This is a genomic window from Bacteroides sp. D1, assembly GCF_000157095.2.
Taxonomy (GTDB): Bacteria; Bacteroidota; Bacteroidia; order Bacteroidales; family Bacteroidaceae; genus Bacteroides; species Bacteroides xylanisolvens.
In genome coordinates, this window is record NZ_JH114338.1 from 35,287 (window position 1) to 54,335 (window position 19,049).

14 protein-coding genes and 2 tRNA genes are annotated in these 19,049 nt (G+C 40.4%); 6 read left to right on the forward strand and 10 right to left on the reverse strand.

Annotated features, from left to right (window positions below):
- Positions 1-47: 47 nt before the first annotated feature.
- The 6 genes from BSAG_RS14715 to BSAG_RS14690 all read right to left on the reverse strand — a co-directional run bounded on the left by BSAG_RS14715 (position 48) and on the right by BSAG_RS14690 (position 10,804).
- Complete coding sequence (locus BSAG_RS14715) at positions 48-2,369, reverse strand: ABC transporter permease (RefSeq protein ID WP_004312890.1); 2,322 nt, start codon at positions 2,367-2,369, stop codon at positions 48-50.
- A gap of 15 nt (positions 2,370-2,384) precedes the next feature.
- Entirely contained in the window at positions 2,385-4,727 is a 2,343-nt protein-coding gene (locus BSAG_RS14710; RefSeq protein WP_004312891.1) for an ABC transporter permease, read from the reverse strand.
- A gap of 27 nt (positions 4,728-4,754) precedes the next feature.
- Positions 4,755-5,429 carry an ABC transporter ATP-binding protein gene (locus BSAG_RS14705; RefSeq protein WP_004312892.1) on the reverse strand — a complete coding sequence of 225 codons (675 nt, stop codon included), beginning with the start codon at positions 5,427-5,429 and terminating at the stop codon, positions 4,755-4,757.
- Positions 5,430-5,601: 172 nt separating this feature from the next.
- On the reverse strand, positions 5,602-7,980 hold the full coding sequence (locus BSAG_RS14700; RefSeq protein WP_004312893.1) for an ABC transporter permease: 2,379 nt from the start codon (positions 7,978-7,980) through the stop codon (positions 5,602-5,604).
- A 25-nt stretch (positions 7,981-8,005) separates the two neighbouring features.
- Positions 8,006-9,256 carry an efflux RND transporter periplasmic adaptor subunit gene (locus BSAG_RS14695; protein WP_004312894.1) on the reverse strand — a complete coding sequence of 417 codons (1,251 nt, stop codon included), beginning with the start codon at positions 9,254-9,256 and terminating at the stop codon, positions 8,006-8,008.
- A gap of 75 nt (positions 9,257-9,331) precedes the next feature.
- On the reverse strand, positions 9,332-10,804 hold the full coding sequence (locus tag BSAG_RS14690; RefSeq protein ID WP_004312895.1) for a TolC family protein: 1,473 nt from the start codon (positions 10,802-10,804) through the stop codon (positions 9,332-9,334).
- 190 nt (positions 10,805-10,994) lie between these two features.
- On the opposite strand from BSAG_RS14690, the gene BSAG_RS14685 reads away from it, so the two are divergent.
- The gene (locus BSAG_RS14685; RefSeq protein ID WP_004312896.1) at positions 10,995-12,371 is read left to right on the forward strand and encodes a sigma-54-dependent transcriptional regulator; all 1,377 of its coding nucleotides are present in this window, start codon (positions 10,995-10,997) and stop codon (positions 12,369-12,371) included.
- Positions 12,368-13,657 carry a sensor histidine kinase gene (locus BSAG_RS14680; protein WP_008022406.1) on the forward strand — a complete coding sequence of 430 codons (1,290 nt, stop codon included), beginning with the start codon at positions 12,368-12,370 and terminating at the stop codon, positions 13,655-13,657. Before BSAG_RS14685 ends, BSAG_RS14680 begins: the two co-directional genes overlap by 4 nt.
- Before the next feature lie 63 nt (positions 13,658-13,720).
- Here BSAG_RS14680 and BSAG_RS14675 read toward each other — a convergent pair whose 3' ends face one another.
- The 3 genes from BSAG_RS14675 to tnpB form a co-directional block, all read right to left on the reverse strand.
- Positions 13,721-13,915 carry a hypothetical protein gene (locus tag BSAG_RS14675; protein ID WP_008022408.1) on the reverse strand — a complete coding sequence of 65 codons (195 nt, stop codon included), beginning with the start codon at positions 13,913-13,915 and terminating at the stop codon, positions 13,721-13,723.
- 504 nt (positions 13,916-14,419) lie between these two features.
- Positions 14,420-16,033 carry an IS66 family transposase gene (gene tnpC, locus BSAG_RS14670; RefSeq protein WP_008997443.1) on the reverse strand — a complete coding sequence of 538 codons (1,614 nt, stop codon included), beginning with the start codon at positions 16,031-16,033 and terminating at the stop codon, positions 14,420-14,422.
- Between the two features lie 69 nt (positions 16,034-16,102).
- Positions 16,103-16,612, reverse strand: coding sequence for an IS66 family insertion sequence element accessory protein TnpB (gene tnpB / locus BSAG_RS24140; protein WP_004323560.1), 510 nt, complete (start codon positions 16,610-16,612; stop codon positions 16,103-16,105).
- A 575-nt stretch (positions 16,613-17,187) separates the two neighbouring features.
- Here tnpB and BSAG_RS14665 point away from each other — a divergent pair.
- From BSAG_RS14665 to BSAG_RS14650, 4 genes are all read left to right on the forward strand, one after another.
- On the forward strand, positions 17,188-17,940 hold the full coding sequence (locus BSAG_RS14665; protein WP_004313677.1) for a class I SAM-dependent methyltransferase: 753 nt from the start codon (positions 17,188-17,190) through the stop codon (positions 17,938-17,940).
- 114 nt (positions 17,941-18,054) lie between these two features.
- Positions 18,055-18,129: transfer RNA gene (locus BSAG_RS14660), tRNA-Pro, on the forward strand.
- A gap of 34 nt (positions 18,130-18,163) precedes the next feature.
- Positions 18,164-18,238: transfer RNA gene (locus BSAG_RS14655), tRNA-Pro, on the forward strand.
- A 130-nt stretch (positions 18,239-18,368) separates the two neighbouring features.
- Complete coding sequence (locus BSAG_RS14650; protein ID WP_008022411.1) at positions 18,369-18,731, forward strand: membrane lipoprotein lipid attachment site-containing protein; 363 nt, start codon at positions 18,369-18,371, stop codon at positions 18,729-18,731.
- A gap of 155 nt (positions 18,732-18,886) precedes the next feature.
- On the opposite strand, the gene BSAG_RS24145 is transcribed toward BSAG_RS14650, so the two are convergent.
- Positions 18,887-19,049, reverse strand: a 163-nt coding sequence (locus BSAG_RS24145) for a transposase (RefSeq protein WP_008997445.1), incomplete at its 5' end; no start/stop codon positions are given.

The window sequence follows — 19,049 nt, forward strand, 5'->3', positions numbered from 1 at the left end:
TAAAATGAAGTCTGACACAAATCAATGTGCCAGACTTTTATTTTATCTTATTCACTCTTGAGTACTTCTGCTGGATTTTGCCGGGCGGCTTTCCACACGCACCAGATGATGCTTAAGAAAATGACAAGGCCCATTCCTATAAATATAACTGCATATAACCACCATTCCATCGGTGTTTGCTTTATATAATTTTCAAGCCAATGCTTCATCATAGCATATCCTAGCGGAAAAGCAAAGAACGATGAAAGTACAAGTAAAAATAAATATTCTTTAAAGAATAGATTCAAGATTATTCCTATATTGGCTCCATTTACCTTGCGTATAGCTATTTCTTTACGACGTTGCTGACAGGATAAAGTCACTAACGAGAATATACCAAATACCGCAATTAATATACAAATAGCAGAAACCACACTCAACAGTTTGCACAATGTTCTCTCTGATTTCATGTAAGCGTCGTAAACTTCTTCAATATTAGACAACATCAATTCTGCATTTGGATTAACTTTATTCACTTCCGCTTTTATCTTTTCAGAAACAATATTCCAAGTTCCCTCTTTTACTTTGAATATAATACCTCCTCTGTCTCTACTATCTGGTAAATGAAACATAGCAGGAGCTACCGGATGTATTGGAGCATTATATGAAATATTTTTAATAACACCTTTCACTATACATTGCTTCCCTAATTTTCCCATTTTCTTTCCAATCGGTTGTGTCCATCCGAAAGCTTTCATAGCAGCTTCATTTATAACAACCATATCTTTTCCATCCTTTTCATCCAGCATACTTCCATTCAACACCTCTACTCCAAAGAAATCGGCATAGTCCTGATTAATCGTTTCATCTTCCAATTCAATATATTGTTCACTATCAGCGACCTTTCCATCCCATTCCTTTACCCTATATATTGAATAAAACATCTTAGGAATAGGTGTATGAAAACCATTCAAACATTCTGATACCTCTGGTATCTGACTTACAATTTCTTTGAAAGGGATATTTTCAGAGCAATAAACAACTGCTCCTACATTATGCCGTTCTATTCCAAGTTCTCTAGTATTTAGTAAGAAATGAAGTTGCATCATCATTACCAGAGTACAAAAAACAAAGCCTATACCGATAAACAGCTGAAATAAAATGCTACTCTTATAAAACCAGCCGGAGAGATGAAGATTGGATTTCTTGTTTATATTACTAAGTAGAGTTCGCCTACTAATATATCTTATAAGCAGAGATGCAAAACCAACTGTTACAGCAATCAATGATAGTATATAAACAAATATTTCGATATAAAAAAATGAAGCACCCTCATTGATTTGTGACAAACGTTTAAAAGTCGGCAGGATGAGTTCTATCAATACCAACCCTATTCCTGAAGATAAAATTAGTAATAAGACAAGTTCTGTAAGAAGTAAAGTGAGTAACCCACCATTTGATGAACCATTGACTTTCCTCAACGCTAACTCACGTTTACGCATCCGGATACGAGTTATCAACATTGTTAAATAATTACATATTCCACAAATTATAACCAAACCGCTAATACATGCAAAAAGACAAATATGATTCAACTTCACATTCACATCTTCCCTCGGATGACTACTCCGCAATGTGGATAATGGAGCAATAAGCGTAGAATTTGGATATTTATGGCCATCTTGTTGTACTTCATATTCTGACAACCTCTGTTTCAATGCTTCTATATCACAGTTGGGATAAATACGAAAAAGCGTTTGGCATCGTTGGTTCCCCCAATTGGGGTTTGTATCATGAAATGGCAATAATATATCAAATGAAAACAAAGAGTGTCCTTCCCATGACTTTACAACTGCAACGATTATTTTTTCTTCGTTACTTTCCTCTAAAATCAAGTGTTTACCTATCGGAGATTCTTTCCCAAATATTCGCTTTGCCGTATTTTCTGTTATAGCAATTTCATCCTTTTTTAGCTGTAGATGGTTATCTCCATCCAATACTTTAATATTGAACATTGAAATGAAATTTGAATCTACCTCTATACGTCGTACCACAAACTCAACATCCTCATTCTTAATCTTTTTTTCATTCCAGTCATAAAAGATACGACATACTTTCTCTATCTCCGGACAATTCTTTGCCAAATAATCAGCTAGAAAACTAGATGAATTATAGGTAAATCCGTCTCCATAAAGACGAAAGCTACTGCCTGCCAGATAAATGCGATCGGCTCCCTCATGAAAATTATCATACGTCATTTCATAACGTATCCATAATACCGACAGCGCAAAACAGGTAAAGCCGACTGCTAATCCGATAATACTAACAAGACTTTGTGTTTTATACTTTATCAGATTACGAAAGGCTACTTTCAGATAGTGTTTTATCATGATATTGTTATTTTATTATTCATTTTTGATAACTTCCGCAGGATTCTGTCGGGCGGCTTTCCATATGCGCCAGATGATGCAGAGTAAAATAATAACTGCCACTACAACGAAAATCCCTACATATACCCAACCGTTAATCGCAGTTTGTCTCACATACGTTTCAAGCCACTGCCTCATAACCACATATCCCATTGGGAAGGCTATAACAGCAGCAATAACCAGCAACAGCAGGTATTCACGGAAGAACATCTGCAAAATATGACGAATTTGCGCCCCGTTTACTTTACGTATGGCAATCTCCTTTTGACGTTGCTCACACGATAGAGTGACCAATGAAAAGATTCCGAATACGGAAATGAGTACACAGACCAATGACACGAAGCTCAATAGCTTCATCAGTGCATCTTCGGAACGAAGATATTTACCATATTCCTCCTCCTCGCTAAACAACCGTAAGTAAGCATTGGGGAATTCTTCTTTGTGGAGTTTTTCTATAGCTTCACGACATTCGTTCCAAGTCCCCTCTTTGAATTTAAAAAGGATACCGGCACGATTCAGGAGATATTCTTGTGCTTCGGGGCGTTGAAAGGCAATAAGTCCCGGCTTGCTTGTCGGAGAACGATAACTAAAGTTTTTCACCACTCCGACAACTTTGTATGTAATGTCCTGACGACTGTTGGTGTTATTGCCGAAAGTCTTTCCTAGAGCATGTTTCCATCCGAATTTCAGGCACGTACTTTCATCAACCACAACTTCATTCTGCTGGCTCTTTTCAGATATAAATTCACCTTCCAGTAATTTCAAATCATAAAACTTAAAGAATTCCTCCTTTGCCGGCATTATGCCAACAAGTAGTGTTTTTTCTGTCACCTTGGGCAGCCCATCCCAATTTGTTATTTCTGCATACATCATCGGACCGGTTGGAATAATTGGAAAGTACGCAGGAGGTAAAGTTTCTGTTACCATAGGGAGAGCTTTTATTTTCTCTGTCCATTGACGAATGTCTCCATTCCACAATGCCACATTAGCTACATTATGACGCTCCATACCTAAATCCGTATTTTTCAGGAAATGTAGTTGTTTCATGATGACAACCGTGCAGAAGATAAAGCTAAGGCTAACCATCAACTGTACGATAATACCTATTCTGCGGAATAAGTACGGACGGGCAGTAGCAACATTTCCTTTGATCGTTTCCTGCAATGTTCGACGACGAAAATAGGACAATGGCATCAGTGTAAACAGAAACGACAGGATAATTACTGCCAGAAGATATACCAAGATTTCTCCATAATATGAGCTGGGCTCTATCTGCGTAAAGTTCAGGAACCGGGACATACTCATCTCCACTAGCAGCAATCCGCTGAACAGAGCAATACATAAAAGCAGCAATAACTCAATGGCAAACTGTACAGACAAGGCTTTATTGCTTGCCCCATTCACCTTACGAAGTGCCATTTCACGGTTGCGCATACAAAGGCGACTGATAAAAAGCGTCAAATAATTGAATAACGAACAAATAATCACCAGTCCGCCTGCCAAGGAGAAATAGAATATATAACTGAAAGAGATAACAACATCTGCTTTATCTACATAATCCGAATAGCGCAAAGCTGACATCCGGGTAATCAACAGATCGGAAAGTTCGCTCTCTTTCTCAAGATCGTTGATGCGAACGGTGCTCATTTTTGTTCGGAATGCGTCTATATCTGTTCTTTCGCGTACACGAATAAATAGCTGCTCATTCGAACTTCCCCACCGAGGAGAATGTCTTGCCGGAGCCAGTATATTATATGGAATATTGGAATGGTTCGACCATCCGCTCACGATTGCTCCTATTTTACATACGCGTCTGCCTACTTCCACTTCTTTCCCCAATGCATCCTCTTCTTTGCTGAAGAGCCGCTTTGCAAATTCTTTGGTGATAGCCACTTCCTGACCATCGCTTTTCAGGAAGTTGACAGTACCTTTCAATAATTGTATATCAAAAAAGTTCATGAAAACAGAATCTGCGTCAATCATTCCGACCTCCTGTTCTGTTTCCTCCAAACGGAATTTTACATGATGCGGGGTGAAAGCGGTTACAGCTTCTATCTCCGGCATTTTGTCTTGCAAATATTCCATTAAAGGATATGGAGTAAATTTACTTGTACCGGGCTCATTGGCGTAATGCGCACGTACCATATAAATGCGGTCGGATCCTTTATGGAAGTTATCATAAGTCATTTCATAACGTATCCATAAAGCAGATAGTGCGAAACAAGTGAAGCCGACTGCCAATCCGATGATGCTGACAAAGCTTTGCATCTTGTATTTCATCAGATTGCGAAAGGCTACTTTCAGATAGTGTTTTATCATGATATATTCTTTATCGACAACTTATGTTTACATACTAACTTCAGTCACCACCTGTCCGTCAAACAGGTTTATAATGCGGTCGGCATAACCGGCATCATGTTGTGAGTGGGTCACCATGACGATGGTGGTTCCCTCATTATTCAGTTCGCTCAACAGTCCCATCACTTCTTTACCGTTTTTGGAGTCCAGATTACCGGTCGGTTCATCAGCCAGAATCAGTTTAGGGTTTGCCACGACGGCACGGGCAATAGCGACGCGTTGCTGCTGACCACCGGAGAGTTGTTGCGGAAAATGCTTGCTACGATGACTAATAGCCATTCTCTCCATAGCTGCCTCTACCCTCTTTTTCCGTTCGGAAGCAGAAATTCCCATATAAAGCAAAGGCAGTTCTATGTTTTCGTATACATTCAACTCGTCTATCAGATTAAAACTCTGAAACACAAACCCTATCACACCTTTGCGAAAACTGGTACGTTGCGATTCGGTATACCGAGAGACTTCCGTTCCATTCAGGTAATACTCCCCTCCTGTCGGGTTATCGAGCAGCCCCAAAATGTTGAGCAATGTTGACTTACCACAGCCGGAGGGCCCCATGATGGCTACAAATTCGCCTTGTTTCACTTCGATACTGACGTTATTTAACGCCCAAGTTTCTACTTCTTCCGTTTTGAAAATCTTCTGTAAGTTAATGGTCTTAATCATAACTGTATTGTTTTAGAATTATATTTTTATTCGTTTTTGATTACTTCTGCGGGATTGATACGTGCAATCTTCAGTAGTTTTAAAATAATGGTGATTACTGTTAATAAGGTTACTCCTCCAAATATGCTTCCCCAGTATAATATTCCATCATTAAAAAATAAATATCTTAAATTCATTCAGTTTTCATAATTTTAGCAGGATCAATATGTGCGATCTTGTTTATTTGCCAGAATAGAGTCCCTAAAGAAATACCACCAACCAATAGCAAAGCTATGAAAAAGATTCCTATACTTATAGGGGCTTTCACTACAAAATCCTTTGTGTATTCATATATCAGATACCAGGATAATGGAAGAGCTACTGCAAAAGCCCCGCTTAATATGATAAGATATTTACGTCCTAATAAAAGATATAAATCTTTCAGTGATGCTCCATTCACTTTGCGAATTGCAACCTCACGGGAACGCTGCCTAATATCAAATAATGAAATACCAAACAAGCCAAGACAAACTATTACAATAGCTATGCAAGCAAAAAGAGCATAAACAGAAGCTATCTGGCGATCGTTTTTATAAAGTTCAGCTACATCGTCCTTCAACAAAGAATATTTAAAATCCTCTGTACCATACACTTTTTTCTGAATACTTTTCAAATAGTCAATAACTGCCTGTTCTTTGCCGGAGTGGCAATATATCTGATATAAATCACCGTCTAAATAACTGCCAACCATAAAGACCATCGGATGAATACCCGTACTAATATGTCCGTCATAGTAATCGTCTATTACAGCAACAATAGGTTGAGCCGGAAAATCCGGAACATTTCTTTTCATCCTTTCATCAACCAGCATAGCTCCCTCACATTGCGTATATCCCAAGGCTTTCAATGCAGCACGATTCACAACAGCAACTCTATTTCTCGAGTCTTCATCCATTTCCGGCAGACTTCCCTCCACAAACGCAAGATTGAAAACTTTAAAGAATTCAGGAGTAACGTAAGACTGCAACAATGCAACTGTTTCCCCTTTTACATTTTGAAAGTTTGTTGAATAATAGGCTCCCAGAATAGATGAATGTCCCGTCGTCCAATATTGGATATCCGGACAACTCTTCATTAGTTGATCTATTTCAGTTATCCTCTTCTGCCGTTGTTTGATTGTCTCCATAGTATAAGCCGAAAAATCCCGTGATTCGTATATCATGTTTGCCTGAATAACAGACTCTACACGGAAACCTGGATCAGTGTGCAACATAAAATTCAGCTGCTTGCCGAAATAGATTGATAATACCACCAACAGGAAAGTAATCATATATTGCAGAAAAAGAAATACCATACGCGAACGGACCGAACGATTATCTGTACCTACTTTCTGGATCGAAATGGCCAACAAAGAACGCTGGCACTGCACAAACGCATAAATAGATACTAACAGAGGCAAAAACAATAGAATAGAAAACGATAATATCCCATCAAATGCAGTATACATCAGCTGGCTGCCAAACATAGATGATATAGAAATATTTGTCACCTCTACAATGAGCCAGGCTACTATCATGGAGGCAGCAATCAATAAAAAGTTTTCTATGAATATCTGCTTAAACAACGCTTTTCTGTCAGCTCCAAAAACTTTCCGCAAGCTATACACCTTCCCTCGTTTCATCATCAATACCAAATAAAGATTAATGAAATTCATCACACCTGCAAGTAATACCAACAAGCAAATTCCTCCTAAAATAAATAGTTGAGAACGATTTCCGCTAACTAGCATGTCTGGTCCGGATCGACCAATTAACGCCTGATCCCAATACATATCACTTACAGGAATAAGAGAGAAAGTATATTTCCGACTATCTCCACTACGAGAATCCTGATTGATAAACCGGGGATAACTCCCAGCCTTATTGGCTTTCATTACTTCCGTCTCTGAAGTAAAACGAATAAAATCCAAAGGCATACGCTCCCATAATGATGATAGTTTTGAAGAAAGAACCAAGTCAAAATTAAACATCCGCTTATTAACTGGTTCCTCTAATATGCCTGTCACTCTAATCTCCTTTCCATTCGAATAGGTCAAAATCTTGCCGATAGGATTTTGTTTGCCGAAAAGTTTTTCAGCAAAACTTTCCATTAACAAAACTGATGCCGGATCTTCCAAGGATGCTGAACCTTGTAACACATGGTAAGGGAAAAGTTCAAAATAAGCACTATCTGCCGCCATAGCATGAACAGGGATACGATTTGATTGATAGGTCAAATAATCATTTTCGAGCAACACGATACGCGAACGTGTCACCATGCCACTATTATCAATATAAACACTATCCCGATCCCCTATTTCAGCAACACTTAATACGCGATTTCCTTCAAACGTTGTCTGTACACCATACACTCGATTACGATCTATGCAATGTATGTCTACCGTAAGCTCACGATGGATATAACGAAACAGGATAATACAGCAAGCTAAACTAAAGGCCAGCCCGAGCAAATTAATAATAGTATATGATTTTGTACGCAACAAAAAGCGTATCGCATAGTTCAATGTTTTCATGCTTTATCTATTTATTATTTTTCATTTATTTCAAAATCAACTCTTCTGCATCCCCAAAGGTATCATATCCGGTTGTAATTACCCAATCTCCCGGCTGTAAACCTTCTACTATTTCATATTGCTGCGGATTTTGGCGACCAATACTCAATGGCACACGGACTGCTTTTGTCTTTGATGTATTTACTTTGTAAATCCATTGTCCGCCTGTAGACTGGTAGAAGTTGCCTCGTGGAATAATGAGTGCTTGCTCCGGCTGTCCCAATTCAATCTGCACACGGAAGCTCTTGCCAACTCGTACATTATCGGGCATATCTCCTGTAAAGACAAGATCGACATCAAACATACGGTCTTTCACTTCGGGAACCACTTTTGTTATTTTCAGCGGATATTTGTTTCCCTGATAATTCACTGTAGCCGGTAATCCGGTGGTGATCCTGTCAATGTAATATTCACTAAGTGAAGTGTGGATTTTGTATTGGTCTAATACTTTTATTTCAGCAATACTTTCACCAGAGGAAACCTGTTGCCCCGGAGTGACCTTTACAAAACTAAGCTGGCCTTTCAAGGGAGCTGTAATCACCAAACTATTCAACCGTTCGCAAGTACGTTCATACTTCTTCCGTTCCCGCTCCCGGTCGTTACGGATCAGTTCCTTGCGTATCATCGTAACGGCAGAATCATGCCGCAGACTCTCTTGCTGCAGGGCTGCATTTTTCAGTTTGTAGCCGTATTCATCTTCTGCTACCTGCAATTGAGCCTTACTCTTCACGCCCATCTGGAATTCTTCGCGGTCGAGAGCGATGCTTTTTTTCAGGCGTTCCAATTCGTAGTTGTTGGTAAGGGCTTGCTGTTTCAGGTTCAGACTTTTTTGTTCCATTTCAATCTCCTGCTCCTGATAGGTAATCATTTGCTTTTCCCACTCGTCGCGCTGGTCTTCAATACTACGAAGCAAATCGGGATTGGAAAGAACAAGAATAGTGTCTCCCTGTTGAAGCAAACTTCCCTCTTCACCGACAATTCTTTCCACACTTCCTGCTTCACGGGTATTGATCTTGATGGTTAGTATAGGCTGAATGAGCCCTTCCACGTCCACATATTCCATGAAATTAGACACTTTTACTTCTGCAATCTGTATATCTTCGGCATCTATCCGCAGTTTTCTGGGACCTAAAGACAAAGTAATCACATAAATCAGGAAGGCGACAAACAATATCCCTCCTATCAGATAGTATCTGTAACGAATGTACCACGGTTTCTTTTCTAATTTTATATCCATGAAATTATCTGGTGTTTTACAAGTTTCTACTAGCTATGATTCAATTTCTATTCTTTACTGACTTTTCGTTGTTCTCTATTCAATCAGAAGATGATAGTCTTCTGTCAGCATCGTATTTCGCTCAAAATCATATAGTGTCATGCTACGGAGTGTGTAATATAAACTCCAATAATTATATAAAGCCGAAATATAGTTACGGCGAGCACTGTCTTTCTCTGAAATAGAGGCATTCAAATCAAGAATAGTAGATTTACCTAATAAGTAGAGTTTGCGTGCCACTTCGCTTCTTCGTTGGGCTGTTTCATCTGTACGGGCAGCGATGCGGACACGTTGCGTTTGCAGATTGAATTGTTTGACGAGTTTACGGACGTTCAGTTCAAAGTCTGTCCGGCTCTGTTCTACTTGTGTGTACACCAAATCACGATTGGAACGGGCTACTCGTACCTGTCCTTTTCCACGCCCCCAGTCCAGGATAGGAAGAGAAATGCCGATGCTCACGTATTGCTGGTCCAACAAATTTCGATAAGCTTCGGGCAGTTTGTCAGCAGTCTGCGTCAATCCGAAACGGAGATAGATATCTGCTTTCAGGCCAGCATTGGCACGGGCTTTCGCAACTGCACTCTCACTTTCCAGTTTGCGTCTTTCCATCGTCTGTATGTCCGGACTGTTTTCGTAAGCTAAAACCAGTGCTTCATTCAGGTTCACACTGAAATCCGGAACTTGGGGACTGACAAGAACACGCAGCTCCCGGTCTTCGTGAATACCGAGATAGGAACGGAGTTCCTGCATACAATTATCCATTTCAATACGGGCATTCATGCGATTCGTCTCTTCCGTCAGACGGTTGAGTTCCAGTTGTAGCATTTCATTTTCTGTGATGGTACCTATATTATAACGGCCTTGTGCATAACGGTAAAGTGTATCGGCATTGGCATAATTAAAGGAAGCAATATCGTAATCGCTCTGGGCAGTGGCCAAGGCAAAAAATTTATGAATCGCATTGGCTGATACGAGTTCGAGTGTCTCTACGTAGCTTTTCTTTGCCTCCTGATAGCATACAGGTTCTATCCGTCTATCCCATTTCAGGCTATTGTAGCCAAAAAGAGACTGTCGATAACCTATCATAATAGGAGAAGTCTGCCATGAGTATTTATGTTCGCTGAATAAATCCATACGTTGAGCAGAGGTTTCAAGAAAGAAAGAACCACCAGTCCAGGATAAATTCTGTGAAAGATTCAAGGTTAAATCCGTATTCAATAAATTTTGTTCGACAAACTTTACCGAACCGTCCCCCATCGTTATCTTATTAATGGCACGGTTCAGATTCGGATCGGATGTCAAACTTAAAGACGGTAGATAATTGGCACGATAATATTTATAGTTCCAATATGCAGAACGGAAACTGTGACGTGCCGTTTGTGCATCGGGGGATTCCATACGGGCCATTTCTATGACTTGCTTCAATGATAACTCTGTAATTTGATTTTGAGCAATCAATAATTCTGTCGACAATAGTCCGAGATATATGAAGATTAATTTCAGATTCATTCGTTGTCTTTATTTGTTATTCATCATTCAAAAGATGTGCCATTTGCATAAATCACTATCATTCAACAATTTATCAATATCCATTCAGTTGATTGTGTGTGCATATACGCACAAAATTAGTGCGCAATCGCACACACAACACATGAGATTTATCCATATCTTTGCTCCCGGAATCTAATAGATATAAGATATGGAAGAAGTGAACAAATTAGGAAAGATACTTATAGTAGATGATAACGAGGACGTGCTCTTTGCTCTCAACCTGTTACTGGAACCTTATACGGAAAAAATAAAAGTAGCCACTACCCCCGACCGTATTGAGTATTTCATGACTACTTTTCATCCCGATCTTATCTTATTGGACATGAATTTCAGCCGGGATGCCATCAGCGGACAAGAGGGATTTGAAAGTCTAAAGCAGATATTGCAGATTGACCCACAGGCTATTGTTATTTTCATGACTGCCTATGCAGATACAGACAAAGCTGTTCGGGCCATCAAAGCTGGTGCTACTGATTTTATTCCCAAGCCTTGGGAAAAGGATAAATTGCTGGCTACGCTTACTTCAGGAATGCGATTGCGTCAGTCACAACAGGAAGTCAGCATTTTGAAAGAACAAGTGGAAGTTCTTAGCGGTCAGAATACTTCGGAGAATGATATTATTGGAGAATCATCTGTTATGCAGGAAGTGTTTACCACGATAAATAAACTAAGTAATACAGATGCCAATATACTAATTCTCGGAGAAAACGGTACAGGCAAGGACGTGATTGCCCGACTAATATATCGTTGTTCTCCACGATACGGCAAACCTTTTGTCACGATCGACCTGGGAAGTATCCCCGAACAATTGTTTGAAAGTGAGCTGTTCGGCTTCGAAAAAGGCGCTTTCACCGATGCCAAGAAATCGAAAGCGGGACGAATGGAAGTAGCAACCAGCGGGACTTTATTTCTGGATGAAATTGGCAATCTATCACTTCCTATGCAATCCAAATTACTGACTGCCATCGAAAAAAGGCAAATCAGTCGTTTGGGAAGTACGCAAACCGTTCCCATTGACGTCCGTTTAATCTGCGCCACTAATGCTGATATCCGTCAGATGGTGGAAGACGGGAATTTCCGTCAGGACTTATTATATCGTATCAACACGATTGAAATACATATACCTCCACTCCGTGAACGTGGCAATGACATCATCTTGCTTGCAGATCACTTTCTGGACCGTTATACCCGTAAATATAAAAAGAAAATACACGGACTGACCCGGGAAGCCAAAAACAAACTGCTGAAATATGCATGGCCCGGAAATGTAAGGGAACTTCAACATACGATAGAACGTGCCGTAATTTTAGGAGACGGCTCCATGCTGAAACCTGAAAACTTTCTTTTTCACACCACGTCCAAACAGAAAAAAGAGGAAGAAGTGATACTGAATCTCGAACAACTAGAACGACAGGCCATTGAGAAAGCACTCCGAATCAGCAACGGAAACATCTCCCGTGCTGCCGAATATTTAGGAATTACCCGTTTTGCATTATATCGCAAACTTGAAAAATTAGGCTTATGAAACGATTTGAGTTTAAAGTAATTCTGCACATCATAGTTATCTTTCTACTTTCCATTAGCAGTTGTCTGCTGTATCAAAGGCAGTTATGGTTCAGTACTACCGTCTGTATTCTCCTTCTAATAGGCGTCGGCATACATCTCTACCGAATACAGTTCAAACAAATCGCCTTATTACGGCAATTAACGGATGGACTCCGATACAACGATATAACGCAGAATCTTCATCCTCCTTTTAAAAATAAAATGATGGATGAGTGGGCACAGGAACTATCTAATGCATTAAAGGACTTTCGGGGAAAGCTATTGGCAGAAGAAATCAAGCATCAATATTACGAGAATTTATTGAATAAAGTAGATACCGCCGTACTCGTAACCGATGTAACCGGGCATATCGAATGGATGAATCAGGCAGCAGTCACTCATCTGGGGCAACTATCACAACTTCCGGAAGTTCTTCAGGAGGCTTCTACCAGTAATGACATATCCATTATTCGCATCGAGCAAAATGGCATCGTTCTGGAAATGGCAATTTCCTGCACCACATTTGTCACACAAGGTGCGTTCGCCACACAAAGCAAAAAGCAACGGCTAATTAGTTTAAAGAATATCCATTCCGTACTGGAACGAAATGAAATGGAAGCCTGGCAAAAGCTGATTCGTGTATTGACACATGAGATCATGAATTCCATCACTCCTATTATCTCTCTTTCGGAAACATTAAGTGAAAGAGGAATCCCCGAATCACTCGGAGAAAAGGAGTATTCTATCATGTTGCAAGCCATGCAGACTATTCACAGAAGAAGTAAAGGATTATTGGGATTTGTGGAGAATTACCGGCGACTGACACGTATTCCGACACCTGTCCGCACCAAAGTATCTGTTGCCGAATTGTTTACGGACTTAAAGAAATTATTTCCGGAAGAGTATATTCATTTCGAAATGCCCGCATCCGATTTATATTTATATGCAGACCGTGCACAGATAGAGCAAGTGCTTATCAACTTATTAAAAAATGCCCGCGAAACGTGCGAGCGGAAAGCAGATAAAGAAATACAAATAAAGTTTTTCTCTAAAGGCAACCCGACATTAGCAATATCTGATAATGGTGAGGGAATTCTACCAACTGTTTTGGATAAGATTTTCGTTCCTTTCTTCACTACCAAAACATCCGGTTCGGGTATCGGATTGAGCCTGTGCAAACAGATCATGGCTTTGCATGACGGAAGTATCAACGTAAAATCAGAATTAGGGAAAGGAAGCTGTTTTGTTCTTACTTTCCCTAAATGAGAAGCACCGAAAGTCTTCCGAATCCTTTAATACGATGGATTAATCTGGGCAGTAGAGGATAAATCATCCTCTGCTGCCCAGACTATTTGTATCCGGATTTAGCTCCTTAACAGCTTCTTTGACTGCTTTATGAGTCGGCTTGCGATATACTTCCGCCTGTTGAACGGGAACAATCTCATTCACCATTTTTTCATATCCTTTTTGCTCTAACAAGTGGACTTCTTTTTCACCTGTTTCTTTTTGTTTTCTTGTTTTCATAAGGCTTTTCATTTTAAAATTCTTATTTATAGAACAGAAAACATCGAAAGATGGTTCATACTCACAAATTATTCGTGTACAAAGAAACCACACCCCCAATATACCACACTATGGACTTGTTCATTCCGATACAAGATTTAAATTGAATAGCTACATAGTGAAAAAAATATCCATCATGCTATCATTCATTTTAATAGAATTCTAATTATCAAAAGAATAAGTATGATAGATCGTTTTTAAAAAAGGTATCTATCATACTTTTATTGCAAAAAACAGCTATCTATCATGCCTATACTTTGTCTATTTTAGTGTAGTATTAGGTGAGATTACCCATTTAAAGGCATAGGGATGCACGTTTTATAGGATGATAACCTGTATTTGACAGCTTAATAATCTATTGGAAACGGTAAGCATTCGGCCTCGCCCGTATTTCTCTCCAAGCTATAATAAAGTCAAAAGCCAGACGAAGCATGTCTGGCTTTTGACTTTATTTATCTTTCTTGTTTATCCTTTCCAATTAAATGGCAGTAAATCGGCGTAGTCGTTTTTCTTTTCTCTTTCATTCTCCTGTACCCTAATCAACACGTCCTGCATCCATAGTTTTGGGTTCACCATATTTTCCCTGCAACATCCCATCAGTGAAAAGAATATTGCCGCTGCATGTGCCGCTTCATGTGAACCGGAGAAAAGAGTGTTTTTTCTGTTCAAAGTCAATGGCCTTATAGAGCGCTCCACTGGATTATTGTCAATGCAGAACTGTGCATCGTTGACATATCCGGACAGTTGTTCAAAACGTGTGTACATATAGAATATGGCCTTGGCAATAGGCGATTTCTCAACCGTATGTTCATACTCCTGCCTGCACCATTTTTCCAGTCCTTTGATAATAGGGTACGATTCTTCCCGGCGAAGCCTTACTACAGCTCCGCCTTCCAGATGTCCTATCCTGATTTTCTCCTCCACAGCATACAGTCTGCCTATTTGTTCAAGTGCATGCCTTGCTCTAGGAGGATCATTTCCTTCCGCTTCCACAAACTTGCGCCTGACGTGTGCCCAGCAGCACAGGTGCAACTTTCCGGGTAGTGTGTCGAACTCATCATATACTGCAAAGCCGTCACTCTGTACCACCCGAACCTGTCCTGCCAGCAGCGTGTCTATTCCGCTGCTGCCACGTCCCTTGTGATATTCAAAGAATGGGGTATGGAACCGGGGCAGATAGAAGTTCCACATATACCCGCGGTGAAGAGCACCGGGCCGGTCGCTTTCAAGTACGGGATGGGGCGTCTCATCGGCCATGACGTAATAGCTGTCCTTGACCAGTTCACGAAGCTCATTATAGATTGGCTCCAGACGCTGTGCGGCAGCCATCATCCAGTTACTTACGGTAGAAGGACTCAGATGGATGCCTTCACGCTCAAAGATGTCCAGTTGTCTGTACAGAGGCAGGTGGTCGTAATATTTGGCGGTAGCAATGTGTGACAGTACACTTTCCGACGCATTGCTGTGGGGATGTGCCATTACGGGCATGGGAGCAGTTATGATACGACCGTCGGCGAGCCGGTATTTAGGGCGGATGATGCGTCTCACATAGAATCGGGCGGGACTGACGGCATATTGTTCGCTCACTTCCTCTCCCAGCTTCGCCGCTCCCTCCAACGAAAGACCTTCCGGCATGGGAATGATAATCTCTTCACGGGGAAGGGACGGGTCGATGGGCTTACGGGCGTGGGGAGTAATCTTTTTGGTGAAGCTCTTACGGAAACGGTTGTAGCCATTCTCCGATTTGGCAGATTTCTCAGCTGTTTTCTGTTCTTCCGCTACCGGGTCATTGACATCGGACGGAGACTCAAAACAGATGCTCAACTGGCCGGCATCTTCGGGAAGATGGCGTTTTTCACTGGATTTACCCCATAAACGGCGTGTCAAGTCAGCCAATTTCCATCTCAGGTCGGCAATGACGGCTGTACAGGCTGAGATTTCTTCGACCTGGCGGGAATACTCCCGCAAAGAGGATTCGTATTTTCTCTGAAGTTCTGCATGTTCCTTTTCAAGGCGTTCACGTTCCTTGCGCAGCTCTTCGTACTCTTCCAAAGTAAGGGTAATGACCGGTTCTTTCACTGTATATCCACTTTTTTATTATGTGACAAAGTTATCAAAATAAAGCGGAACGGCTTGTAGGACGGGAGATTACTTTTCAACTGTTTTCCGATACTTTTTAACAGTAAGCAGCTCATTCAGGCGATTCCAGGAAATTTGAAGAAAATCCCTCTTCCGTTCGTCCTTTTTCAAGAGAAAAGAGCCGCGATTCAGACGACGGCATTCCAAACGGTATTCGTCGTCGCACCGATAAAGGATATGCAACCTGCTACGGGAGCGGTCAAGAAAAATATGGCAACTCTGCTCTGACACGCAAGAACTCGTGTGCCGGATGACCTCGCCACAAAGACCGTCAATGCCTTTATGGAAATTACAACCTTGGGGATAAAGGTAATAGGACCAGAAAGGACTGCTACGGAAAAGACCAAGGCCTAAAGGGAGAAGTAGGTCCTGAGGGGAATGGATACCAAGGCTGGAAGCCGAAACTTTATAACGACGACCACCATCAAATATGAAAAGAACCGAATCAAAATGGTTAGACTCGGAAAAAAGGCTACGTAGTTTATCACTTTCGCTAGAAAATACTAATACTGAACACATAATGGATTAAGATTGTAATGAAGACACAAAGGTAGGAAGGAAAAGAAGGGAAACAAACACGCACGTGACCGAATGCTTACTGGAAACGGTGGTATTTATATAGCCCACGTATGCAGGCTGTACAGCCCACACCTGCAAACCGTACAGCCTACAGATGCGGGCTGCACGGTTTACAGGTGTGGGCTATAAACTTATCGCCATTAAAGTTGGATTATTAAGCCGTGATCATCGGATTTATACGGATTCATTGCAACAAAAACAAGCTATCTTATGCATATAGGGCCTTTATTCGACTATTCTATTGATGATAGATAACCTGTTTTTGCTGGTAAAAGTATGATAGATACATTTTTTTAAAGCTATCTATCATACTTATTCTTTTGATAATGAGAATACTATTAAAATGAATGATACTTATGATAGATGTTTTTCACTACGTAGCATTTAATTCAAATCTGTGCTCTAATGAAACAAACTTTTGAGACGGTTACCCTGATTTATGTATACCTTTTCTATAAATATATAAATTAAATCATATATTTGTGCTTTCATTCAACTCATCCTCTTATTAAATTATGAAAGAAAACAAATACGACAATAGCGATTTCTTCAGTCAATATTCTCAAATGTCCCGCTCGGTGGAAGGCTTGAAAGGAGCCGGAGAATGGCATGTATTGCAGAAAATGCTCCCCGATTTTGCAGGGAAAAGAGTTTTAGACTTAGGCTGCGGATTCGGTTGGCATTGTGTCTATGCGATAGAACACGGAGCAACACACGTTACCGGAATTGATATTTCGGAGAAAATGCTCGAAGAAGCCCAGAAAAGGAATCCTTCTCCACTCATTGAATACCAATGCATGGCTATCGAAGACTTTGATTTCCAGCCGGATACTTATGATATTGTCATCAGTTCGCTAACCTTCCATTATCTCGAATCTTTTACGGATATATGCAGGAAAATCAATAACTGCCTAACTCCGGGAGGCGCCTTCGTCTTCTCCGTAGAACATCCGGTATTTACAGCCTATGGCAATCAGGAATGGCATTACGACCAAGACGGGAAGCCTATCCATTGGCCGGTAGATCGCTATTTTACGGAAGGCAAGCGCACAGCAATCTTTCTGGGCGAAGAGGTTGTCAAATACCACAAAACGCTGACTACGTATATAAACGGACTCCTTCAAACCGGATTTGAAATATGCGAACTTATAGAGCCACAACCGGACGAAAGATTGCTGGATACCATCCCGGGAATGAAAGATGAATTACGGCGTCCGATGATGCTTTTGATCTCTGCCAAGAAAAAAAGTAAAGACGCAAAGCTATGAGATTCAAGGCATTGAAAAATAATAGATAAAAAACATTCGTTTAGCTATTGTTAATTAAAAAATACTCCCTATCTTTGCACCGCTTTTGAAAAGAACAACCCTTCAAAAAAGTAGCGGGGTGTAGCGCAGTCCGGTTAGCGCACCTGCTTTGGGAGCAGGGGGTCGTGGGTTCGAATCCCGCTACCCCGACTACAAAAAAGAGGGAGTTCGGTTAAAAGTTTTTCGGGGTGTAGCGCAGTCCGGTTAGCGCACCTGCTTTGGGAGCAGGGGGTCGTGGGTTCGAATCCCGCTACCCCGACGAAAAAGAAAACGCTGATAATTAAGTTGCAAACTTGGCTATCAGCGTTTTCTTTTTTACTCAAAAACTCCAAAAGCCATCGAAGAAACAACTAAACAAGCTAAAACAAAACAACTTATAAATTATTATTATGAAAAACATTTTATTTACACTTTTTGCTATTCTGATCTTAACTAGCTGTAGTAAAGATGATGATAACTGGATCGAGCTTAACGAAAACAATATCGTGGGTAATTGGTCGACAGGCATTAAAGGCTCGCATAAGTTTTTAAATTTCGGAGACGATGACAAAGGCTCTTTTGGAATTTATAGCAATGCAGATCCCATTTCTTTCCAAACGTTCAAATACAAAGTCGAAGATAGTAAGATTTACATCTATGATGTATTCCCAAAAGGTAAGTCACCATATTATTTGGACTGTAAAATATCAAATAATAAACTCAAAATTGAAAATGGTGAGGAATCTGGTACTTACGAAAAATTAGAATACTAACAACTTCCAAACTTAAAAATGCTTAGAATTGATCGTATAACAAAAAAATAATATTTATGAAAACAGCTTTTTTATTGGGCAGCATAGGATCAGGACTAATTCTATTATGCCACCTTTATTCGGGTCAGTCCGAAAACCCTGTGGATATGTTAAATTCACACTGTCAGTTTGCATAATCTAAACATAAAGAATGGTATATCTCCTACTCCCCTAAACTGTGCTCTGAACGCTTTAATTTTTGCATTGAATGATTCTGCAAATGCATTCGTTTCCCTGCTAACGAAATAGTTTAGTATTGTTTCATAATAGTTCTGCATG